The organism is Marinifilum sp. JC120 (genome assembly GCA_004923195.1).
Classification (GTDB): Bacteria; Desulfobacterota; Desulfovibrionia; order Desulfovibrionales; family Desulfovibrionaceae; genus Maridesulfovibrio.
Genome location: RDSB01000023.1, coordinates 33647 through 56631 on the forward strand (window position 1 = coordinate 33647; position 22985 = coordinate 56631).

Sequence of the window (22985 nt, forward strand, 5' to 3'; positions counted from 1 at the left end):
AAGCATCCCCCTGTTACCGCGGTAACAGGGGGATTTTCATTCCTTCTTTGGCTCTAAAAATTCAGGATCCACAAAATAAATCATCCTGCTGCGCGGCGACAGATAATCGAAAACTTCAGGCGCAAGCTTAGCAGGATTAATAGAATTGGTAATTGAATATTCAGGCTCATCTTCCAGACCAAGAATAAGAGCCTCTTTCTTTGGAATTTGTGGATCATATATGACAACACTGGGAAGCAATGGTTTGGAAAGATTTACAGAAATAACCATCCCAATCATTTCTTCATTGATAACAACGACTGTTCCCGGGGGGTAAATACCCATACATTGTATAAATGCAGACAGGTAATCAGGTTCAAAATAACTGGCCCTCTTGGAAAACATATACGACAATGCCTGATATGGGGTCAGAGACAAAGTCGGATCATGTTTGTTTATGAGGCTATCATAAAAGTCAGCAATAGCCAGAATCTTAGCCAGTTTTCCTATTCCCTCTCTTTCCAATCCTTTGGGATATCCTCCTCCACAACAGCGTTCATGGTGCTCATACACAATCTCCATTGCCTCTGGAGGGTAATTGTCACACCCTGAAAGAATATCCACACCGTAAAAAGGATGCTTGCGCAAGAGCTCCGCTTCTAACTTTGTAAGCTTTCCCTTTTTATGCAAAATCTTCTTTTCAATCTTTGACTTGCCTATATCGTGAAAAAGACCTCCCAGTGCGAGAATATGCATCTCATCTTCGTCCAACTCTATCGATCTTCCCAAGATCAAGGATAATACCGTAACGTTCATGGAGTGATAGTACACTGTGTCGCTCTTATCCATTTGCAAATTCAAAACATGCATAAGAGCTTCATAATCACTTAAAAAGTAACGACTTAAATTTTTCGAAAATGTCTCTGCTTCTTCAAAAAACTGCATGTTCCCTCTAGAAATGGAACGCATGAGTTTTTCAACCTGCTGTACCGACAAGGAATACTTCTGCTCTGCACGGGCAACTGACTTTTTCTTCTCCTTAAGCTTTTCCATCCGCTCTTTCTTCTCTTTGAACAAAGCGTCAGGAACAGGAGTAGAGTGAAGCTTGGCGGGAGGCGGACTTGACTTCTTCTTTTTAGCTTTCAATGGCGCAACCAAGCCTTTGTCCGGGACACAAATAACCTTGGCAATCTCCAAAGATTGCAAAGTTTCAATTTGCTCGAAATCCTTAATCCTAAAACTGCTGGTCAAAAATGGATGTCGGTACCACGGCACACCCACGAGCTTTATATAAACTCCGGGCCTCAACAGGTCTACATCGACCAGATATTCACCGTCTTTGAGCTTGGTCATATCAACTCACCATACGACAACTGTTAGAATATATTTCTTTCTTTTATGGTTATTTTTTTTGTTATATCTACTATATTTTCTGCATTTCTATGGATGTAGTCTATTATTCTAGAATCAAGCACCTGCTCTTTTGACAAGAACTTCATTTTTTTGCCTTTAACTACTCCATAAACATCTTCGGCCAACTCCATTCCTTCGGTAAGGCCCAAAGGATACACCTCGCGGATATGGTATTGTGCCTCGGAACCCAAAATGTGACCAAGAGCTTTGACGACTTTCGGATCATATCTATCCGTCCGTAATTTCATCATGGCAAGAGCTTCGCCCGCCCCTCGTCCTCCAGACTTGAGTCTGTCGTAATCGGAAACAACCTTTAAAATCCTTGCTCCGAGAGGTATTTCGTCTATGGAAAAACCTCCATCACTGCCTTCCGCCATATAGTGGGCCTCCTGCAAAGAGAGTTTTGTACAAACGTCCTCAAAATGCGGGAGTCTGGATAACAGCTTGGAAGAATATTCCGTATGCTGGATAAAAAGACCATAATCAACACTTCCGAAGACGTCTCCAGTCTCAATCTTCTCCAGCAAAGGGTCAGGCAAAAAAATGAACCCGATGGAGGATAACACGGCTGCAACCTCAGTACTCCATGAATCAGGATCCCCTAATTTTCTGCTCAAAGACTTTACCAGCGGCAAAATCCTGGCAGTTCGGCTGTTCAAACCGGGGTTATGCATAGCCGCAATATCACTGACCATCCGGATAATACCTCGAGTCATTTTGCTGGTCATATGTGACTCAACATTTGACAACCGATGAAACTCTAAAGCATCCCGCAAGGTCTTCTTCAATGTTTTGAGCGTACAAGGTTTGGTCAAAATTCTAAAAATATCACAATCATTTACAGCCTCAATAGCCACAGAAAGGTCAGCTTTTCCGCTCATAAAAACTCTTACTGTAGATGGAGAAACCTCTTTGACTTTGGCTAAAAACTCCACTCCGTTCATTTCCGGCATTTCATAATCGGACACAATAACATGAAAAGGGCCGCTTTTCTTCAAAAGAGCAAGCGCCTCAGACCCACCAGAACAACACGAAACATGAAGTCTTTCAGTTGACATTTTATTAAAAATCATATGCCACGATTCATCGTCATCGACCAAAAGAATCCTATACATACGAACTCCCCTTTTTCCCAAAAAAGACACCTTGTCTATCATTAGTATAATACTACTCTCTATATAAAATAAAGCTCGAACAAATAACTTCCTATTATTTTCTTTCAAAACCGCTAAATCTTATCGATGAAAGGCATACAGGTAATCGATTATATTTGAAAAAGGAGGCTGACAAAAACAAAACCATCTTATATAGATAGAAATAAAGCTTAAAGTGGAGAGTAACAATGAAACAGTCCGACTACATTGAACTTGAAGACAAATTTGGCGCGCAAAACTACAAACCGCTTGATGTTGTAATAGAAAGAGGCGAGGGGGTCTGGGTCTGGGATGTGGAAGGAAACAAATACATGGACTGCCTTTCCGCATACTCCGCTGTGAATCAGGGTCACTGCCACCCGCGCATTAAAAAAGCCATGCAGGACCAACTCGATAAACTGACTCTGACTTCAAGGGCTTTCCGCAACGACCAGTTAGGACTTTTTTACGAAGAACTCTGTTCCCTGACCAACTCCCACAAAATTCTGCCCATGAACAGCGGCGCTGAAGCCGTTGAAACGGCAATCAAAGCAGTGCGCAAATGGGGGTACATGGTCAAGGGGGTTCCAGATGACCGTGCTGAAATCATCGTCTGCGCTGACAATTTCCATGGTCGGACCATCTCCATTGTAGGTTTTTCCACCGATCCGGTCTCCCGGCGCGGCTTCGGTCCCTTTACCCCCGGCTTCAAGGTCATCCCTTTCGGCGACCACAAGGCCCTTGAAAATGCCATTACCCCGGATACCGTAGGTTTTCTGCTGGAACCCATTCAGGGCGAAGCCGGAGTCATTATTCCCCCGGACGGTTACCTAAAAAAAGTGCGCAAAATATGTACAGCCAACAATGTAACCCTGATTCTCGATGAAATCCAGACCGGACTGGGACGCACAGGCAGACTGTTGGCCGAAGAGCATGAAGGAATTGAAGCGGACATAACCCTCATCGGCAAAGCCCTTTCCGGCGGCTTTTATCCGGTCTCGGCTGTACTTTCCAATAGCGAGGTCCTAGGCGTGCTCAAACCCGGAGAACACGGTTCAACCTTCGGCGGCAACCCACTGGCCTGCGCTGTGGCAAGGGAAGCCATGAAGGTACTCAAAGAAGAAAACCTGATCCGTAATGCCGATGAAATGGGACAAAGATTTCTTTCTGGGCTGAACTCAATCAGCAACAGCAAAATAAGAGAAGTCCGTGGCCGCGGTTTGCTGCTAGCTGTAGAATTCAAGCTCGATGCAGGCGGCGCGCGACAGTATTGCGAAAAACTTAAAGCAAGTGGACTGCTTTGCAAGGAAACCCACGACAATATCATCAGATTCGCACCTCCGCTGGTGATTACCGCAGATCAAGTGGACTGGGCACTCGAACGTATTAAACCTGTTCTCTCTACCTAATCGGCAACAAACAACTACAATTTCAGACAATTAAAACTGCACAGGTATTTACGCATGTCACAGAGCATCAGATTTGCGACAATAATCACAGGGTTACTGATATTCTTCTTTGTCTCTATAATACCCACATTTGCTTTTCAGGAAGAATTAAGGTTTGACCGGCTTTCTCTAAGTGAGGGATTATCGCAATCCTCCATTCTGTGCATGCAACAGGATTCACGTGGCTTTCTCTGGTTCGGAACATATGATGGACTGAACCGCTATGATGGTAGAAAAATCAAAATATACAAAGGGGGCCCAGAAAAAGGCACCCTTTCTGACGGCAATATCCGTTCACTATATGAAGACAAATCCGGAATTTTATGGATAGGGACCAAGGGAGGCGGGCTAAATCGCTATAACCGCTTGACCGACAGCTTTGAAAACCATCAGCCCATCCCCGGAGATTCCAATTCACTTTCCGATAAAGATGTAAGCGCAATATTCGAGGATTCAAAAGACCGTTTATGGATCGGTACTCACAAAGGCCTCAATCTCTTTAACCGCAATACAAAAACATTTACCCGCTTCCAACGCTCCGATCTTCCGGGCAGCATCAGCCATGATGAAATCAGATCCATTTCAGAAGACCAGCAAGGCCGAATCTGGGTAGGAACCGCAGCCGGACTGAACTTGTTTAATGATGAGCAAAGAACATTTAAAAACTTTCTGAACAACCCGAAAAATTCAAACTCCCTCTGCGACGACACGGTACTCTGCTTTTACCAGCAAAAGAGGAATGAACTATGGGTAGGGACCAAGAAAGGCATTTCCATCCTTGATCTGAGCACGGAAAAATTCAAGACCCTGTTCCGCTCACTTGAAATAAACGACATTTATGAAGACAATTCGGGCAACCTCTGGCTCGGCACGATTGAAGGGCTCGCTAAGAGAGACCCTGCGACCGCAACTGCGCTCCCTGAAAAAATGAACTTTGATTTCTTCAGGAACAATCAGCTCGATCACCAAAGCCTGAGCAGCAACAAAGTCACTAAAATACTGGAAGATAACTCCGGGGTCATCTGGGTCGGCACTTACACTGACGGCCTGAGCAAGCTTCCCCCGAAAATGCAGGCTTTCGGCATCCTGAAAAGGCAGCCGTGGAAGAAAAACACCCTTTCGGGCCTTGAAGTCAGCGCAGTACTTGAGGACAGGGAAGGTCTGCTTTGGGTCGGGACCTATAAAAACGGTCTCAACACCTACGATTCCCGAACCGGCGAAATCAAAACCTACAGCACCAAATCTCCTGAACCATGGAAACTTTCCGGCAACAGGATCAACTGCATTTTTCAGGACAGTTCCGGGCTGGTCTGGGTCGGGACGCGCAAAAATGGCGCCTTTGTAATTGATAAGACGAAAGGAATTATCAAAAGATATAAATGGGACAAAAAGAATCCCAATTCCCTGAGCCAGAACAATATCTGGTGGATATACGAAGGCAGCATGGACTATATCTGGATCGGGACCAGCAAAAAAGGGCTCAACCGACTTGATCGCAAAACCGGAGATTTCAAGCGCTATAACCACTCGGATTCCGATCCGAGCAGCCTCGGACATAGAAGAGTCCGCAACATTTTCGAAGACAGCAACAACAATTTCTGGGTCTGCACCAATGCCGGCTTAAACCTTATGGACCGGGACAAAGGAACCTTCAAGCACTACCGCCATGAACTGGGAAACCCACAATCCCTTTCTAACAACCGGGTAACTCCAGTTGCCGAGGCTGCGGATGGCTCGCTCTGGCTGGGAACAGATTCCGGCTTAAATAGATTCGATCCGGTAAGTGGTATCTTCACCCGCTACACAGTTAAGAACGGCCTTGCCAATGACGGCATTCAGGGACTCTGTCTAGACAACAAAGGATACGTCTGGGTTTCAACCTTCAAAGGAATCTCCCGGCTTGATCCGGTCAGCGGGCAGGTTTGGAACTTCGGCCCTTCAGACGGGCTGCAAGGTATTGAGTTCTGGATCAATTCCTACAACAAAGGCCAGAGCGGAAAAATGTATTTCGGCGGTTTGAAAGGATTGAACATGTTCGATCCCCGCAACATAAAAATTAATCTCACCCCCCCTCCGGTGGTTATTACCGGACTGACAATCATGGGGGCTCCTGCCGATCTGGAAACGAACATTACTGAATCAAAAAAAGTAACCCTGTCATGGAAAAATGCCATGTTCAGCTTTCAGTTCGCGGCTCTGGACTACCAGAACCCGAAACTGAACAAATACCAATACCAACTTGAAGGCTTTAACGACGAATGGATAGATGCATCCCCTGACGCCACTGCCACATTCACCAACTTCGACCATGGCAGCTACACCTTCAGAGTCCGGGGTTCCAACAGCGACGGCATCTGGAATAAACAAGGTGCCAGCCTGAAACTAACCATTATTCCACCATTCTGGAAAACATTATGGTTCAAATCCGGATTGGGCTTCATGGCGATTGTGCTCTTCTTCCTTATTGTGCGCCAGCGCACCCGGAGAGTGGAAAAACAAAAGAAGATGTTGGAAAATGAAGTTGAAAACAGGACAGCAGACCTTAATCAGGAGATTGAAGAACATAAAAAAACTGAAAAACGACTTGAGCAGGCCATCCTGAAAACCGAAGAAGCCAACGAGGCTAAGAGTGCCTTCCTCGCTAGTATGAGCCATGAAATCCGCACACCCTTGAACTCCATTCTGGGGGTTGCCGACCTGCTCAAGAACACCGAACTGTCAGACGAACAAGGCGAGTATGTTAATATTTTTGAATCCTCCGGCGAGATACTGCTGACCATTATCAATGATATTCTCGATTTTTCCAAAATCGAAGCTAATCATGTAAAACTGGAATCCATTCCCGTGGACCTGCTGCAAGAAACCGAATCGCTCATGAGTCTTCAGGCCACAGCCGCATCCGCACGCCATGTAGAATTGGTCATGCGTTACAAACCGGATGTGCCGGAAGTTGTCCTCGGCGACTCCACCCGCATACGCCAGATACTGCTCAACATTCTTGCCAATGCTGTCAAGTTCACCAACAGCGGCGAGGTGGCCTTGATAGTTTCGCGCACAACGGAAAGAAATTCTCAGGACAATATCACGTTCACTATCTCCGATACCGGCATCGGGATAGCACCGGAAAAACTGGAATCCATTTTCGAACCATTTTCACAGGCGGATTCTTCAACCACCCGCAGATACGGAGGCTCCGGACTCGGACTTTCTATCAGCCGCAAACTGACTGAACTTATGGGCGGTACCATTTCAGCCAGCAGCACTCCCGGCAAAGGCAGCACCTTCATGGTCACCCTGCCCCTGCCCCGTGCTCAGGAAAAGCATACCCCGGCGCAACCGGATCTTGGATATTCCGAAATACTGGTTGCAGCACGCAATCCCGAAACCCTGAGTTCAATTTGCGAAACCCTGAACTATTTCAAAGGCACCACAACACCATGTTCCACTGTGGAAAGTCTGAAAATGCTGCTTTCATCCCCGCAGGAAGACAAATACAAATTGCTCATCTACGACCTTAATTTGAAGAATGCCCACGGTTTGGAGCTGCTTCAGATACTTCAGAAGGAAGGAGTGAAACTTCCTCCGGTGCTGATGCTCCAGCAGGGAGCCTGCTTTGACAGGAACCTCCTTAATCAAGGTATTGCCGGACGCGGACAACCACTACCAGCTTCGCGTAGATTACTCCTACGCAACATTATGGATCAGCTTGAAATATCCTGCAAACTGGAAGACCAAACCAAAGGAACCAACTGTCAGGAACTGCCGCCCATAAAAATTCTGCTGACTGAAGACAACATCCCCAACCGGGATCTGATCAGACATTTCCTCAAAGGAACAAACACCACTCTGGCCATGGCAGCTGACGGAGCACAGGGATTGAGGCTGGCTTTGAACGATAATTTTGATATTATCCTGCTGGATATGGAAATGCCGATCATGGACGGCCCTGAATTTCTCGTTAAATTCAGAGAATATGAAAAGGAAAACAATCTTCCCGCAACCGGAATAATAGCACTTACGGCCCACGTATCCGCGGATTACAGAGAGAAATGTATCTCAGCCGGAGCGGATGAATTTTTATCCAAGCCCATTAAAAGGGACACCCTGCTACAAACAATTTTAAATATTTACAACAAAACCAGATAATGAAAAAACTAACTCCCAAACAAACCAAATGGGTTCGCGCGCTGCATATGATCAGTGCCTGCCTCTGGGGCGGCGGGGCACTATCGCTGGTTCTGCTGCACTGCCTTTTTGTACCTTTATCAGGGGAAGCCCTCTACGGGCGTGATATCTGCCTTAAAATAGTGGACCAGTACGTGGTTACTGCCGGGGCACTGGGTTGCCTGTTCACCGGGTTTATCTTCGCATGGAAAAGTTCGTGGGGATTTTTCAAATTCAAATGGATCATCACAAAATGGGTAGTCAACCTCGGCTTCATCATATTCGGATTCACCTGCTACATGCCCTGGCTGGAACACATGAGCGCACTTTCCGGCAACACAAAAATAATAGCCCTGCAAACCCCGGAATATCTGCGCAGCCAAATGCTTAATGAGATCTCAGCCTTTGCAGTATTCGGCTGTCTGATCTTTCTGGTCTGGGTTTCGGTTTTTAAGCCGTGGGGTAAATTAAAATAACCGTATTCATATGCAGAACCCTCCGTATCAGCTTGACATCAGCATGCTGCAAATGCTTGATTCTCTTTTGCCCTGCAATTGATGCAGGGGGATTCTCATTACGAACGAACAGCCTAAAAGCTACATAATATTTCAGGGAGAAACAACATGGACAAAGGTTACGCGGCAACTATCGCCTCCGATATCATGCAGATGCTGGAATCAGCCAAAGGCAGCGATCTGGACCTCAACAGCGGATTCCAGAATGACGCTTTCACCGCCGAGAATTTCTCTTTCGGCTACCTGTTCTATCCCCGCGACATGCTCCTCGCCATCCCCCAGCTCCCGCAGGCGGTAAGAAAAAAAATCAAACAATCAAACATTCTCGGAACAGTGGACCTTGAAGGCAGAAAAATTGGAATCCACCTTATCTGCTCCATGAATAAAGGTTTTGATGAGATCGAATCCGCTGAGGACATCATTGCCGGAATCAACAACAAAGAACTCATGGACTTCAAGGAACAGATTGCAGGAATCCTGCACAAGGATCTTGTGGGAAATATTGAAGAGAAAACTACTGAACAATAAGAAAATGCGGAATGCTGTTAAATCCTGTGGATTTGGCAGCATTCTTTTATTCTAATGCTTTGTGTGGGGAACCAGCTTACCGATGATCTGGACAAGCTCATCGATGTTGACCGGTTTTGAAGAATAAGCATCCATACCGTTACTGAGGAACTTCTCGCGGTCCCCTTCCATGGCATAAGCTGTCAGGGCAATGATAGGAATATCGCTACCTTGTTCCCTGATTTTCTTTGTGGCTTCCAGCCCGTCCATTTCAGGCATCTGCACATCCATGAGTATAGCATCAAAAGGACCGCTCTTTTCAAGCAGTTCCAGAGCCTCAATACCATTCTCGGCCGTTTCGACTTCAAATCCCTGCTCGGTAAGAAAGTGAGCTATATACAGCTGGTTGGTGGCGTTATCTTCTGCCAGCAGGATGCGAGCAACTAAATCTTTTTCATCTCTATTTTCATTAAGAAGGGAAGTCTCTGTTTCAACGCATTCGCCCACACTGGACTTAAGTTTAATTGTAAACTTAAACTCCGAGCCCCAGCCTTTCTTGCTGGTAAAAGTAATATGGCCGCCCATCATTTCCACCAGTTGGCGTGAAATCGCCAATCCCAAACCGCTGCCGGGATGGCGTTTTGAATAACCGGCGTTGAGTTGCACAAAACTCTCAAAAAGTTTTTCAGCCTTATCATCGGAAATACCGATTCCGGTATCCTTGACCCTGAACTCAAGAACGGCCCCTTCTTCAAAGCTTCCCGCATGGTCCACTGAAATTTCAACATACCCTTTTTCAGTAAACTTGATGGCATTCCCGACCAAATTAATAATGATCTGCCCCAACCGGTATTCATCACCATGATAACAACGGGAAACATCGTCACTCACATGGGCCCGCAATTCGATGCCTTTTTCCTCTGCCTGCACTTTAAGCACGGAAAGCTGCTTCTCAAGCATTTCAAAGAGATTAAAATCTTCAGGACGCAGTTCCATCTTGCGAGCTTCAATTTTGGAAATATCAAGGATATCGTTGATAATATGCAGCAATGATCCGGCTGCTTTTTTAACCGTAACCAGATAGCCCTGCTGTTCCTCGGTTAAATCGGTATTCAGGGTCATCTCACTCATACCGATAATGGCACTGATGGGCGTACGGATTTCATGACTCATATTGGCGAGAAATTCACTCTTGGCCCTGCTGGCTTCCTCAGCTGCATCTCGTGCTTCGCAAAGTTCAACTTCACTGCGCTTGCGCTCAGTAATATCCTGTCCCACAGCAAGCACGCCCAGCGCACCGCCCTTGGCATCCAGCAACCGGGAAAGGGACCACTGGATCATGCGCTCCTCGCCACCTCTGGCGGTCACGTAATTTTCCAGCAAACGCAGGGGATTGCCGGAAAGAACCGTTGCAAACTGACGGTTGTGGTCTGCCCAGAGCCGTTCGGGCACGAACAGTTCGTAATAATCCCGCCCCAGCACCTCATGACGGGTGCGACCAAAAAGATGCTCAGCCATGCGGTTGAACTCAAGAATCTTTTTGTCCGGGGAAAGGAGTATGATCACACTTTCAGCAGTCTTAACCAGTGACCGGAAACGGTAGGCACTTTCCTTGAGAGCCTCTTCCACCTTTTTTCTGGTGGTAATGTCTTCCACACTGGCGACAACTTTTTTAATACTGCCGTCATCGGAAATGATCGGGGAAGCGTTAATGGACAGAAGCACCTTGCGGCCATCCATCCAATGAATGGCATGGCGTATATCAAGCACCGCATTGCGGATTTTCATGACCCGGTTGAAGGCCAATCTTTCATCAGGAAAGGGGGAACCGTCGTGAGCGGAGATCTTCCAGACAGGATCATTATGCTGCCTGCCGATGATTTCCTCACGAGCCACACCATGCACCCGCGCGGCCTGATCATTAGCAAAAATAATCTTGCCGTCATTATCAATGACCAGAATTCCCATGGGGCTTGTTTCCATGATACTGCCCATAAGATCACGCTCACGCTGCAACTCAATCTCGACCTTTTTTCTCCTATCAATATTGAGATAAAGAAAACCGATGAAAACAAGCAGAACAGTAATAATAATGCCCGCACCAATGATAAGAATCCTATCAAGATTGCCAGCCCCAAGCTCGGTAAGTGTACCGGACAGCCAGCCTTCGGCAAGGATGTCCGAACATCCAGGCAGGAACAATAATATAGCAAACAGTATTGTACGCAGCATAGTTTTAAATCTGTATCTGAGGTTTCCGTTTATCCAGTTATGAGATTTTATATCAGCTTAAGCGATAAATAGATCACATACATCATTATCGTTATTAATCCCTCAGAGCAAGACCAGAAGTAACTTTATTAACTACAATATCCCTTTCAAGGTTAGCCCCTTAATCAAACCGAAGCATCCGGCAAGCATCATGTCCCCACCGGGAGATGGGAACTCCACGTCATAACCGTTCAAAAGGGCACGCCGGGGACCAAGCACATAGGTGGGGGCAAAGCCCTGTGCTTCTTCGGGTAATTCGAGGGTCAAGCAGCCGTGTCCCCAATCATCGAACACGTCCTGAAAACTGATTTTACCCTGCCGGAAACGCTGTGAATCTTCCCAGAGTTTTTCCGGCGTCATATTACCAGTATGATGTTCATAAACCCCGTAAACTGCTCCTTTGTAAAGCAAGAAGGAAACAGTATGGCTGTTGCCCACATTAATCAGGCAAATTCCCTGCCTGTGGCTATGTTCCATAATCTCATCCACAAAAAGGGCACCAAGCACCGCAGCAGCCCCGGTATCACTGACCGCACCTCCACCGATACTATCCTGTAATTCAGCCATACGGGTAAATTCATCAGGCACGGTTTCAAAGACCAGACTTTCCGGTCGTCCACCGTTCTCCAGCAACAAGTGTTTCCAGAGGTTGAACCGCCCGATACGGTTACTTTTTCCGGGGTGATAACCGTGATCCTGAACCGATGCGATCACATAATCCGGGTAATCCAGACCTGCGGCTATAAAAAAATTCTTCCACCACTGGACATCAAAATCAGCAAGGGCAACTTCCTCACACCCTTCAGGAATCTCTTCCGAAAGGATAATCCCGTTCTTTTCCAGCCGGGAAAGATCATCACCAAGGGCAAGGGCCGCACGTGGATGAGCGTAGACTTTGTAACCAGCCTCCATGTGGGGATAAACCGATCTTCCAAAACCGCCACCCATATTCCTGCCGGAAAGATAAATATCGCGCCCCTGTTCGGTCAGTTCCTTAATGCGCGCCCCTACTACCCGTGCCGGAGAAGGCAGGACAAACTTGAAACAGTTTTCAATCTCCACACCTTTAATATAGTAAAGAACATCCTGTGTCCCGCTGCCGATATCCAGACTTAAAACAGTATTCTTCACCTCAACTCTCCATTTGTAACAGTAAATATTGATAATTATGTTGCAGGCGGAAACAAATTGCGTCAATTGAAAACAGAATAAGTTAACCGAAACCCCACATTACCATGCTAAAAATAATTCTCTTTGCCGCCGTACTGCTGATCATACTGCCCCTGCCCCTGTTTCTGGTTGCCGCGATCTGCAACAGGGAGACAATGTGCAGGAGAGGAATCAAGCAAAACTGCAAGGACATTACTAGGGCTACCATTTCAGCAGGGATCAGCCTGCTCATAGCCATCTTCACCCGTCCACTCACCTTCCTGTGCGATATGCCCCTGATCAAAAAAAATGGGGACAACACCCCTATCCTCATGGTCCACGGGCTGTACCACAACAAGGCCGCATGGCTGATCATGCGCTACCGTCTGAATCTTGCCGGATTCAGCAACCTGCATTCATGGCAATACAACAGCTTTACTACATCTTATCCTGAACTGGTGCTGGAACTACGGGATATAATTTCAAATTTGCACCGGGAATCCGGTAAAAAAGTAATCCTGACCGGACACAGTCTCGGCGGCCTGCTCTCCTGCGGAGCTGCACAGGAATTGGAGATTGAAAAAAAGTGCGCGGGCATAGTTACCCTCGGAACCCCGTATCGGGGCAGCATCCTTGCCAACATTGCCGTCGGTCATCTGGGACGCAGCCTGCACCCGCAAAGCAGCCTGTTCAAAGGGGAGAACAAAATCGGATACCCGAGAAACATCCCCAAAACAGCCCTTATTTCCCCTACCGACGAACTGGTCCTACCGTGGGAAAATCTGGAGCCGACATCAGACGAATGGACCATAAAACATCCCCGGGCAATGGGACACGTAGCCATGCTTTACAGCAGACAGGTGGGAAGCATGGTGGTTGAAGCAATCCATAAAATTAAATCCAAATAAAAAAAGAGAGGACCCTTAAGGCCCTCTCTTCTAAATTCAATTATTCTGTATTTTAGGAAACGTATTCAGCAATCTTTGCTTTGAGCTGATCGGCGGTAAACGGCTTGGTGATAAAATCGTTCACTCCGGTTTTCCGCGCCAGCTCCTGCTGGGAATATTCAGATTCAGTGGTAACCATAATGACCGGGATATCTGCATAACCGTCAGTCTGGCGAAGCTTGGCAACAAACTCCATCCCATCCATGACCGGCATGTTCATATCGGTAATGATAACCTCGAACTCTTCATTCAACTGAATATGATTATACGCTTCTTGACCGTTTTCAGCCACGGTGGGTTCATACCCGGCATTGGTCAGGATACTGCGGTAAAGAGCAAGCATGGACTTGGAATCGTCCACGGCCAATGCCCTCTTGCCTCCGGCTTTTGCAGCTTCAGGTAATCTGGCAATGTCAGCCTCGGCTTCTTCGCCGCCGATCTCGACCAGCTTGTCCCGAAAGGCTTCATGTACTTCGGAGTCCTTGGAAGCCGCTACGGCATTCATCAAAAAACGTCCAATTTTACCTTCAGAGTAGAGCCCCTGAAAAATATTTACGGCTTTAGCTGTGACAATGGCCCGCAGAATCTTTCCGGCCTTGCTGCCGCCCTGACCTACGATCTCCACCAGCTTCTTGGTGACACCAGGATTAACCAACCCGTCAAGCCCGGTCATAACTGCCACAGAGATAAGCTCGTCATCATCATCCAAGCCATCAATAAGGCTGATCACACCCTTCATGGTTCCAATTCTGCCAATGGCTTCATAGATGGCGTATTTCACACTTGAGTCAGTGGAGTACTGCTTCTCAATGGCATCCATGAGTACATCAAGGGCTCCCTTGTCCCCGATAAAACCGAGCACGTTGGCGGCAAGGATCATATCGTCCTTATCAGAGTCCGGGCTGATAATCTTGGTCAGGTAAGGAACACCTTTAGCACCAAGTACGGTCAGGGAATCAGTAACCACCCGGCGCACAGTAGGATTCCTGTGGTGCAGGTTAGCTACAATAAAATCCAGAGCCTCATCAGAACCGATAGCAGCAAGACACTCTACAGCCTTCCATGTAGTCAGGTCACAGACTTCGTAACTATCGTCCTCATTGTTGCGCTCCACAAATACCTTGAGAGCCGGAATGGACTGTTCGTCTTTTAGCTCTCCTAACATTTCAATAGCCATGACCACGATCAGGTCATCATCGTTATTGATATTGGAGCGGAAAAGTTCAAGGGAATCAGGCCCGCCTATTTTGGAAAGCGAGGTCAAGACTTCAAACAGAAAATCAGGATCAGGATCACCACCGGCCATATCCAGCAGGACAGGCACGGCACTTTTGAACTGAAACTCACCGCAAACCCTGATACACAAAGTGCGGAGTTTACCCTCCTCCTTACTCAAAAGTTCAACCGCTTTTTGTTCATCAACGGAAAGAACACCGTTCAAGGCAGTCACAACCATGTAATCAACAGAAGTATCCTCCAGCGGGTTTTGGAAAAGGTCTAGCAACCCTTCCATTTCCGCAGAGTCCTTGGCAATAGCGACTTCATTGAGAATGCTGATCTTATCCAAGAAAGATTTTTCTCTGAAACCGGTTAACATAGACATATTGCAATCTCTCTCTTTTTCAATGGGACTTGTTTCTATTCGAAACAGAATTCAATGGTGAAATCCCCGGCATCAGTAGTGAAGGGGATAGCCATAATGGGAGTGCTGGCAATGTGGGTTATTGTATGGTTATCTCCCATAATAACAGAAGGAGTGGCTCCGGAGAAACTCAACCCCTGTTCGGCAAGTCCTGCTCTGGCCTGTCCGGATACCATATTGGTTATTTCACCAACAGCATCCTGGACATCCTGCAAGATATCCTGAACATCGTCACCGAGCATATTTTTTACAATAGTGACCGCACAATTTTTTGAAAAACTAATCGAGATGGTTCCATTCATATCCCCGGTAATGCCAACCAGTCCGGTTACATCACCAACAGCAGTCTTGGTTTTCTTTACATAAGGCTTTCCAGGCGTCGGGGTGATCATGGCCATCATTGACAGCACATCCACAGCGGCCTTGATAAACGGCTTAGCAAGTTCAACATTCATATAAACATTCCCTACATCAGAAGTTTTTTTCCAAGAGCAGGAGACACCTTCAGTTCATGGTCTTTTCCCACTTAAAACATAATTTGAAAGATACTAACTTCAAAAAGAGAAAGGTTCAAGGAACATGATTAAAAACCGCCGACAAAATTGGCCATTGTTGCAGCCTTGGGTAGTATCATGTAATTCATATGAATATTTCAAATACTCTGCTTAAGAAGGATAATGAGAATGATTCAAAGTTTGGTCGGACTATTCGGGTTGATATTCATTGCCTGGCTGTTCAGTGAAAACAAAAAAGGACTCAGCCTGAAAAACATCCTGACCGGGATGGCACTTCAGTTTGCCGTTGCCGCGCTGATGTTGAAAGTTCCGTTTTTCAGTGATTTGATAATGTATTTGAACCACGCAGTAGACGCATTGCAGCAAGCCACACAAGCCGGAACAAGTTTTATATTCGGATACTTAGGCGGAGGCCCGCTGCCCTTTGCAGAAACATCTCCCGGAGCAAGCTGGACACTTGCCTTCCGGGCACTGCCGCTGATCCTTGTGGTCAGCGCACTTTCCGCCCTGCTCTTCTACTGGCGGGTCATTCCGGTGGTGGTAAAGGGGTTCTCAATGGCCCTGCAAAGAACCATGGATATCGGCGGATCACTGGGTCTGGGTGTTGCTTCAAATATTTTTGTAGGCATGGTTGAGGCACCGATCATCATTTCGCCTTATGTAAAAAATATGAGCCGCAGTGAATTGATGACTCTGATGATCAGCGGCATGGCTACAATCTCCGGCACTGTCCTCGTACTTTACGCTTCCATACTGAATCCGGTCCTTCCCGGTGCCGTCGGGCACATCCTAACCGCTTCCATAATCAGTGCCCCGGCGGCGATTCTTATTTCACGGATTATGATACCGGAATCAGCAAAACATCAAGACGCAGACGGCTTAAACATTAAAAGCAGTGCTTCAAGTTCCATGGACGCCGTAGTCAAAGGAACATCGGACGGTGTAACCCTGCTTATCAATGTAGTAGCAATGCTGCTGGTTCTGGTAGCACTGGTAGCCCTGACCAACCAGATTCTGGCTTTCCTGCCCGATATGTATGGAGAGCCGCTGACCCTGCAACGCATATTAGGTATCATCATGTGGCCAGTAGTCTGGCTGATGGGCATTCCCGCCAGTGAAGCTTACACTGCCTCCTCGCTCATGGGGACCAAAACAATCCTCAATGAATTTCTAGCCTATCTGCAATTGGCCGGCCTTCCAGACGGAGCACTCTCACCGCGTTCGACTATCATCATGACATACGCCATGTGCGGATTTGCCAACCTCGGCAGCCTTGGTATCCTCATTGGCGGACTTGTCTCCATCGCCCCTTCCCGCAAAGATGAAATTGTGGCCCTTGGCACAAAGTCGGTCATCGGAGGAACACTTGCAACCTGCATGACCGGGGCCGTGGTAGGTCTACTTTATTAAACTTAAAGGAATCAGGCGAACATGTTCAAATCAGGTAACGGCATCAGCCCGGCGGAATTAAAACAATTTCTGCATAAGCGGGCACCATCACGCAATGCCGCACTTATTCTCGCGGCGATTGCCATAGGAGTCGGCTCGGCTCTTGCCGCCGTAGGGTTGAATAAGGCCCTTGATTTCCTGAGCATGCTGCGCAAAACCAACTCCCAGCACTGGTGGATGTTCCTGCTGCCCGCAGTGGGAGCTGCTGCAGCCGTCATCCTAAGCAAAAACATCTTCAAGGAATCAGGGGGACACGGAGTTGGTGAAGTCATCGCCAAAGTTGGACTTAAGCAGGGAATTCTGCGCCCCATTTCAATCATAAGTTCACTGCTAACCAGTCTGCTGACTATTGCCAGCGGAGGTTCAGCTGGACCGGAAGCCCCGGTAGTGGTTAGTGGGTCGGCCATGGGCTCCAACCTTTCCCGACTGTTCAAAATGAGCGGCCAATCACGCATGACCCTCATCGGCTGCGGTGCAGCCGGATCCATCTCAGCTATTTTCAATGCCCCGGTTACCGGAATGATCTTTGCTGTGGAAATAATCCTTGGGGAATGGACTCCTTATCATCTCATCCCCATAGCGATATCCTCAGTGGTCGCCACCCAGACCTCACGCCTGCTCGAAGGAAATGTCATCCCGTTCAGCGACCAGTTCCCGCCCATGGGAGTAACCGATCTCGGATCATCCATTCTGCTTGCTGTGCTGGCCGCACTTATTTCCGTTGCCTTTGTACGCTCTATCCGCCAAGTGGGTTCCATCTGCTCCTCATTCACCAATAAGCCGTGGATCAAAGCTGCATGCGGTGGGCTGATGGTGGGGATCATCGGTATATTCTTTCCGTTGGCCCTTGGCGAAGGGTACACTTCCATTAAAATGGCTATCCACGGAACCCTACCGGACGGAATAGCCATTGTCGCCCTCATGGGAATGATCAGAATAGCCACCACATCGCTGACCCTAGGCAGCGGAGGCTTGGGAGGCATATTCGCGCCTTGCCTTGTAATCGGCTCACTTTTCGGCGCATGTTACTACCGGATAATTTCCCAGATCGTGCCCCAACACCTCCTTACCGGGGAAGGTTCATACGCCCTGCTAGGCATGGCCGGAGTCGTCAGCGGTGTAATGCAGGCCCCGCTCACCAGCGTTTTCCTCGTGCTGGAAATCACTCACGGTTATCAAGCGGTGATGCACATCATGGCCGTCACTTTTATTTCTTCCATGCTCACCCATGCCTTTGAACCGTCATCTTTCTATTTCAAGGATCTGGTGGAAAAAGGACAGTTGCTGCGGCCCAAAACAGATGAAAAGATTCTAGCTGATATTGATACCGGGCAGCTGGTCCACAAAGAGCTTACCCATGCCTGTCCGCAAATGAGTGTCAGTGAATTCCTAAAAGTACTGAGCAATACCAGCCAGACTCACATTCCCATCATTAACAGCCAAACCCAGGAATTCATGGGCATGGTGGATGTTGTTTCAGCTAGATCGTCAATCCTTGACCCTGATCAGCAGCAAAGCAATATCGGCGAAGTAGCCATCGACAGAAATGCTCCCATTGTGGAACAGGGTATGGGAGCAGCAGAAATTCTAGAAATAATGAACCGTAGCGGTAAACGCACCCTTCCAGTAATGAAAGACGGCAGCTTCAGCGGATTTATCAGTAAGGAAGACATCCTTTCCGCCTACAGGGGCGAAATGAAATCTTACGGCAAAAGTGACAATCTATTCTAAACAACACGAGCCTACTCTTTTGACTCGTTTTTTGCTGCGGACGGATCTTCATCTTTTGCCACATACTTAGCCTTCACTATTGTGTCTGCTACATGCCCCATGACCTTTTCCAACTTGCGTTTCAATTCCGGTTCCTCTTCCAGTAACTTTTTTGAAACACTCATGAATTTGTCTGGTAATTTATCAGCCATAATTTCCTCATAATATTTCTATCAGCCTGACCTGAAATTTCATCAAGCATGATATCAGAACGAAACTCCGCAAGCATACAAAAAAAAACAAAACATTAACAATAAATTACAGGCAGTATTTACTTTTTAACGTCACTGTAATAACCTGATTATTCATTTATTTTATTTCACATGGAAAGTGTTTTTTACTGAAAGGAATCAGTGTTATGAGTCAAGATACAGAAATCCAGAATGCCGGAGCTGAAGAGTTCCTGCAAATTAGCTTCAATATTTTAAACACATTCGGAAACAAACTGCCTGTATCTCTATGCATACATGATGATGAATTCCAAAGAGTTGTACCCCTGTTTGCTAAAGACACAAGACTTTCAGACAAGAAGCAGGACCAAGTCAACAGCTACTGCACTGAAGGCAATTTATTCATTTCCAAAGAAGATTACGCTTCACTTGCCGGACATATTAGCCAGAATCTCGGCGCACTGCTCACAGAACATTTTCTTGATGAAGCTGCGGCTGCGGAAATTTTTTACAATGGCGTGCTGGAAAAAGTACGCTCTTTTTATTCAAATCCCATCGGGGAAACGTTGACCGAGCTTAGCACTGTTCTTGCTATTTTCTGCGAGTATGTCTGGGTAGACCCCAGCAGGTGGACCCATTTTTTCAACACCCTGAAGCGGGAAAAAGATATCAGTTGTCATGCGGTGAACACCCTTTTTGTCGGCACATCCATCTACTTGAAAGTACTCTACAAGCCCGGAGAAAAAATGGACCTGAAGCCTCTCGCTATGGGGCTGGTCCTGCATGATCTGGGCATGACCCAGATTCCACCGGCAGTACTAACCAAACCAACCAAACTGCTCTATAAAGAGAGAATGCGCATGCAGGAGCATGTAGATATTGCAGAAAAAATGCTCAACCGCCTTGAAATTCGGGATGAGATAATCAAGGCCTGTGTCTTCGATCACCATGAGCGTCTGGACGGCAGCGGCTACCCTAGAGGACGACGTGGTGATGCCATTACTCTTGAAGCAAGAGTCTGTGCCATCTCTGATGCCTTCTGCGGTATGATTGCAGACCGTTATCAAAGACCCGGACTCAACGCTATTTTAGCTGCCATTATCCTTACGGAAAGCAAGACCAAATACGATACAAAGCTGACCAGTTCCTTAATTTCATTCATCATCTCAAACAACCCGGATATGAAAGCCTTGCTTCAGGATAAAGCAAAAATGCAACAACTCAGAACCATAGCCCTACAAAAAGCAGCTCAATAAAAACAAAGCCGGAATGATCAAATCACCCCGGCCTTTCTCTTGTTGATAAATATCCTATCCTCGAATCAATGGGAGACCGCATGATTCTGCCACCACAAGGGTTAGAAACATGGTAGGAATGTACAGAATCATTGATACCAGCACTGTGGCTGATGTTTCGGTCTCACAAGTTGCGTAGGATTCTGCCAGAACACAACAAAGAGCCGCAGTTGGCATTCCAGCAAGCAGCACTCCCATAAGAAGTTCCTGTCCCTTTACACCGAATAGAATCAGGCAAGCCGCAGCAATCAGCGGATGCAGGATCAGTTTAAAAAAATTCACCAGCCCTATATTACCCCACTTCAAATCCATCTTCTGACGGGCAATCAAGATTCCAATAGCAAACAAAGCACAAGGTACCGAAGCCATACCGAAATTATGCAGCCCTGTGGCGAGAAATTCAGGAAGTTCGAAGTGCATAAAAGAAAAAAAAGCTCCGCCAAAAGAAGCACATATGAGCGGAGTCTTAAGCATAGACAAAGCAATCTGCCCGATGACACCCAGTGTTGACTTTGACTTATCCGCCCTGTGCAACTCAAAAGTAGCCACCACCATAATCACAATAAAAATGGGGAGAATAATGGCCAGCGTAGTGGCAATTAAAGCCTGCCTGCTGCCATCATACAGATACATCATAATCGGCAAGCCAAGATAAGCAGAATTTGGGAAACTTCCAGAACTGGCCCGGATTCCGTCCTCAGTAAAATGACCTTTGAAAATAAATTTTGAGAACAAAAACATCAGCCAGTATGTCCCAATCATAGCGCCGAGATAACCACCGATAAAACGAACCTGCGCAATTTCCTCAAACGGAGTTGTTGCCAGTGATCCGAAAAGTAAAGCGGGCAAGGTGAAGTAATAAACAAAACCATTCAGCACAGTGGCCGAATTCTCAGGCAAAATCTCCCGCCGGTACGAAACTGCTCCGGCAAAAACCATCAGGAACAAGGGAATGAGTGCAGAAAGAACAAGTGTAAGCATAATTTATTTCAATATTTAAAGATTTGGCAAAGTATGGAAGATCTGTTGGCTAAATTTGGAATTCGTATAGACATTTTGAGTAAAAAGTATTTATATAATAACAGGATGTAATTATTAAGACCAATCGGAGACTATGTTGCCAGAAGAAATTATTCTAAGAAACGACATGCGTCCAGTAGGTATTGCACTATGTTTTTTCGGGCTGGTCGGTACAATTGGATTTTTACTATTCAGCTTTTTCGGCTCTTTCACAACGCAAAGTGATGGCGAAATCTATCTGGTCCGTATTCTGGCTACAGCAGGCATCGCGGCTTTTGTCTGGAAAATAGTAACCCTCAATGGACAAAAGAATTTTCTGGAAACAAGTGACGATGGTATTAGGCTCTGTGGTTCAATCACCAAATACATCCCGTGGAACAACATTAAAGATATTGGCATTGAAGAACAGGAAGTAAAATTGAAAGCAGAGGAAGACTATTCTCCGTTCATGAAGCCCAGACTTGATCCGGTCATGTATTTGGAGCTGCACGATACAGATAAAATTTTCTTTGAAAGCAAGGTTTTTAAATTTTCAGCCCGAAAGATTGATAAATTCGTAAAACAATTATCGAATCTTGATAATCGCATTCCCCTCGATATGGAACTGATGACGGCAAATACACAGGAAGAAATATGCGAAATGCTGCGCAGGAGATGGGAACAAGCCGTCGGGGAGTAGGTCTACTTCAACTCAATCTCAAGATTTGCCAGCAATGAAACCGCTTCAGGCAAAGAAAACTTGGTCTTTTTCAATTTATTGGTCTCTGCATTCATGAAATAATTCTGTGAGGTAGTAAAATCAGCAGAACTCAGATCAGTCTGATGGAACTGACAACCAGAAAAATCGCAGTCATCGAATTTAACACGGGCCAGTTTACAATCCGAAAATGATGCTTCCCGCAATGAGCAGGAATTGAATTTAGCCTTGAGCAGATTTTGACTGCTGAAGGCACATCTGTCCATCAGACAATTTGAAAATTTGGCAACAATAACCGGACCTAGATTGCCCCAATTAATACCAAGCAATTTGGAATCCCTGAATTTACAGTCTATGATTTTGCTATTTGCAAAGACAGCAAGTGCCAAATTGCAACCCACAAATCGACATTCTTGAAATTCACAATCGATAAATTCAACATACTGAAAAGAAGAAGCCTTAAATGTGCACCTGTAAAAAGTAGTTTCCTGTATGACCTGATTCTCAAGGTCCATACTTTCAAACTGGACATTCTCGTATGATTCGAAATCAGCTATTTGCATTATATTCCCCCTAAAGAGCGACGCAATTTTAGAATTAGTACTCCTGAAATCATTGGACTGCAATATGTTCTTTAACTAAACGCATCCCCCAAAAAAAAAATCGCAAAACTCCCCGCACTTGGCAAGAAGTGCGGGGATATAAAATATGCATATAAACGCAAGAAAGCCCCCTTAATTTCTTAAGGGGGCTTTTTGAAATAAAAGCTTGCGACGACCTACTTTCCCACTGGCTACCCAGCAGTATCATCGGCGATGGAGAGCTTAACTTCCGAGTTCGGAATGGAATCGGGTGTGACCTCTCCTCAGTGGTCGCAAGCAAATTTTGCTTGCTCTCGATG

18 protein-coding genes and 1 rRNA gene are annotated in these 22985 nt (G+C 46.4%); 9 read left to right on the top strand and 10 right to left on the bottom strand.

The window, feature by feature from the left end:
* Nucleotides 1-36: 36 nt before the first annotated feature.
* Complete coding sequence (locus tag D0S45_18050) at nt 37-1332, bottom strand: HD-GYP domain-containing protein (GenBank protein TIH12460.1); 1296 nt, start codon at nt 1330-1332, stop codon at nt 37-39.
* 23 nt (nt 1333-1355) lie between these two features.
* Nucleotides 1356-2549, bottom strand: coding sequence for a response regulator (locus D0S45_18055; protein ID TIH12461.1), 1194 nt, complete (start codon nt 2547-2549; stop codon nt 1356-1358).
* Nucleotides 2550-2734: 185 nt separating this feature from the next.
* On the opposite strand from D0S45_18055, the gene D0S45_18060 reads away from it, so the two are divergent.
* From D0S45_18060 to D0S45_18075, 4 genes are all read left to right on the top strand, one after another.
* On the top strand, nt 2735-3934 hold the full coding sequence (locus D0S45_18060; protein TIH12462.1) for an ornithine--oxo-acid transaminase: 1200 nt from the start codon (nt 2735-2737) through the stop codon (nt 3932-3934).
* A 54-nt stretch (nt 3935-3988) separates the two neighbouring features.
* A complete protein-coding gene (locus tag D0S45_18065) occupies nt 3989-8119 on the top strand; it encodes a response regulator (protein ID TIH12463.1) in 4131 nt (1376 codons plus the stop codon).
* On the top strand, nt 8119-8613 hold the full coding sequence (locus D0S45_18070; GenBank protein TIH12464.1) for a hypothetical protein: 495 nt from the start codon (nt 8119-8121) through the stop codon (nt 8611-8613). Before D0S45_18065 ends, D0S45_18070 begins: the two co-directional genes overlap by 1 nt.
* Nucleotides 8614-8760: 147 nt before the next feature.
* On the top strand, nt 8761-9180 hold the full coding sequence (locus D0S45_18075; GenBank protein TIH12465.1) for a hypothetical protein: 420 nt from the start codon (nt 8761-8763) through the stop codon (nt 9178-9180).
* A gap of 51 nt (nt 9181-9231) precedes the next feature.
* Here D0S45_18075 and D0S45_18080 read toward each other — a convergent pair whose 3' ends face one another.
* Both D0S45_18080 and D0S45_18085 read right to left on the bottom strand, forming a co-directional pair.
* Nucleotides 9232-11391, bottom strand: coding sequence for a PAS domain-containing sensor histidine kinase (locus D0S45_18080; protein TIH12466.1), 2160 nt, complete (start codon nt 11389-11391; stop codon nt 9232-9234).
* Between the two features lie 132 nt (nt 11392-11523).
* Nucleotides 11524-12561: a hypothetical protein gene (locus D0S45_18085; protein ID TIH12467.1), complete on the bottom strand. Its 1038-nt coding sequence runs from the start codon at nt 12559-12561 to the stop codon at nt 11524-11526.
* A gap of 104 nt (nt 12562-12665) precedes the next feature.
* Here D0S45_18085 and D0S45_18090 point away from each other — a divergent pair, with 104 nt between their 5' ends.
* Nucleotides 12666-13487, top strand: a complete 822-nt coding sequence (locus tag D0S45_18090) for an alpha/beta fold hydrolase (GenBank protein TIH12468.1) — start codon at nt 12666-12668, stop codon at nt 13485-13487.
* A gap of 52 nt (nt 13488-13539) precedes the next feature.
* On the opposite strand, the gene D0S45_18095 is transcribed toward D0S45_18090, so the two are convergent.
* Nucleotides 13540-15129, bottom strand: a complete 1590-nt coding sequence (locus tag D0S45_18095; GenBank protein TIH12469.1) for a response regulator — start codon at nt 15127-15129, stop codon at nt 13540-13542.
* A gap of 35 nt (nt 15130-15164) precedes the next feature.
* The gene (locus D0S45_18100) at nt 15165-15623 is read right to left on the bottom strand and encodes a chemotaxis protein CheX (protein ID TIH12470.1); all 459 of its coding nucleotides are present in this window, start codon (nt 15621-15623) and stop codon (nt 15165-15167) included.
* A 222-nt stretch (nt 15624-15845) separates the two neighbouring features.
* On the opposite strand from D0S45_18100, the gene D0S45_18105 reads away from it, so the two are divergent.
* The gene (locus D0S45_18105; GenBank protein ID TIH12471.1) at nt 15846-17093 is read left to right on the top strand and encodes a nucleoside:proton symporter; all 1248 of its coding nucleotides are present in this window, start codon (nt 15846-15848) and stop codon (nt 17091-17093) included.
* Nucleotides 17094-17114: 21 nt separating this feature from the next.
* A complete protein-coding gene (locus D0S45_18110; GenBank protein ID TIH12472.1) occupies nt 17115-18863 on the top strand; it encodes a CBS domain-containing protein in 1749 nt (582 codons plus the stop codon).
* A gap of 11 nt (nt 18864-18874) precedes the next feature.
* Here the strand turns inward: D0S45_18110 and D0S45_18115 are convergent, their stop codons facing one another.
* Nucleotides 18875-19054 (bottom strand): hypothetical protein, encoded by a 180-nt coding sequence (locus D0S45_18115; protein TIH12473.1) that lies wholly within the window; start codon nt 19052-19054, stop codon nt 18875-18877.
* 206 nt (nt 19055-19260) lie between these two features.
* On the opposite strand from D0S45_18115, the gene D0S45_18120 reads away from it, so the two are divergent.
* The gene (locus tag D0S45_18120; GenBank protein TIH12474.1) at nt 19261-20328 is read left to right on the top strand and encodes an HD domain-containing protein; all 1068 of its coding nucleotides are present in this window, start codon (nt 19261-19263) and stop codon (nt 20326-20328) included.
* 54 nt (nt 20329-20382) lie between these two features.
* On the opposite strand, the gene D0S45_18125 is transcribed toward D0S45_18120, so the two are convergent.
* The gene (locus D0S45_18125; GenBank protein ID TIH12475.1) at nt 20383-21348 is read right to left on the bottom strand and encodes an AEC family transporter; all 966 of its coding nucleotides are present in this window, start codon (nt 21346-21348) and stop codon (nt 20383-20385) included.
* A gap of 133 nt (nt 21349-21481) precedes the next feature.
* Here D0S45_18125 and D0S45_18130 point away from each other — a divergent pair, with 133 nt between their 5' ends.
* A complete protein-coding gene (locus tag D0S45_18130; protein ID TIH12476.1) occupies nt 21482-22066 on the top strand; it encodes a hypothetical protein in 585 nt (194 codons plus the stop codon).
* 2 nt (nt 22067-22068) lie between these two features.
* Here the strand turns inward: D0S45_18130 and D0S45_18135 are convergent, their stop codons facing one another.
* Together D0S45_18135 and rrf are read right to left on the bottom strand one after the other, a co-directional pair.
* Entirely contained in the window at nt 22069-22647 is a 579-nt protein-coding gene (locus tag D0S45_18135) for a pentapeptide repeat-containing protein (GenBank protein TIH12477.1), read from the bottom strand.
* Between the two features lie 202 nt (nt 22648-22849).
* Nucleotides 22850-22964 (bottom strand): 5S ribosomal RNA (gene rrf, locus D0S45_18140).
* Between the last annotated feature and the right edge of the window lie 21 nt (nt 22965-22985).

Bases quoted from the DNA above. Each gene is read 5' to 3' on its own strand.
- D0S45_18135 (TIH12477.1), bottom strand. From the start codon at position 22,647: ATGCAAATAGCTGATTTCGAATCATACGAGAATGTCCAGTTTGAAAGT.
- D0S45_18100 (TIH12470.1), bottom strand. From the start codon at position 15,623: ATGAATGTTGAACTTGCTAAGCCGTTTATCAAGGCCGCTGTGGATGTG.
- D0S45_18120 (TIH12474.1), top strand. From the start codon at position 19,261: ATGAGTCAAGATACAGAAATCCAGAATGCCGGAGCTGAAGAGTTCCTG.
- D0S45_18065 (TIH12463.1), top strand. From the start codon at position 3,989: ATGTCACAGAGCATCAGATTTGCGACAATAATCACAGGGTTACTGATA.
- D0S45_18090 (TIH12468.1), top strand. From the start codon at position 12,666: ATGCTAAAAATAATTCTCTTTGCCGCCGTACTGCTGATCATACTGCCC.
- D0S45_18115 (TIH12473.1), bottom strand. From the start codon at position 19,054: ATGGCTGATAAATTACCAGACAAATTCATGAGTGTTTCAAAAAAGTTA.
- D0S45_18125 (TIH12475.1), bottom strand. From the start codon at position 21,348: ATGCTTACACTTGTTCTTTCTGCACTCATTCCCTTGTTCCTGATGGTT.
- D0S45_18105 (TIH12471.1), top strand. From the start codon at position 15,846: ATGAGAATGATTCAAAGTTTGGTCGGACTATTCGGGTTGATATTCATT.
- D0S45_18110 (TIH12472.1), top strand. From the start codon at position 17,115: ATGTTCAAATCAGGTAACGGCATCAGCCCGGCGGAATTAAAACAATTT.
- D0S45_18080 (TIH12466.1), bottom strand. From the start codon at position 11,391: ATGCTGCGTACAATACTGTTTGCTATATTATTGTTCCTGCCTGGATGT.
- D0S45_18095 (TIH12469.1), bottom strand. From the start codon at position 15,129: ATGTCTATGTTAACCGGTTTCAGAGAAAAATCTTTCTTGGATAAGATC.
- D0S45_18050 (TIH12460.1), bottom strand. From the start codon at position 1,332: ATGACCAAGCTCAAAGACGGTGAATATCTGGTCGATGTAGACCTGTTG.
- D0S45_18055 (TIH12461.1), bottom strand. From the start codon at position 2,549: ATGATAGACAAGGTGTCTTTTTTGGGAAAAAGGGGAGTTCGTATGTAT.
- D0S45_18130 (TIH12476.1), top strand. From the start codon at position 21,482: ATGTTGCCAGAAGAAATTATTCTAAGAAACGACATGCGTCCAGTAGGT.
- D0S45_18070 (TIH12464.1), top strand. From the start codon at position 8,119: ATGAAAAAACTAACTCCCAAACAAACCAAATGGGTTCGCGCGCTGCAT.
- D0S45_18060 (TIH12462.1), top strand. From the start codon at position 2,735: ATGAAACAGTCCGACTACATTGAACTTGAAGACAAATTTGGCGCGCAA.
- D0S45_18075 (TIH12465.1), top strand. From the start codon at position 8,761: ATGGACAAAGGTTACGCGGCAACTATCGCCTCCGATATCATGCAGATG.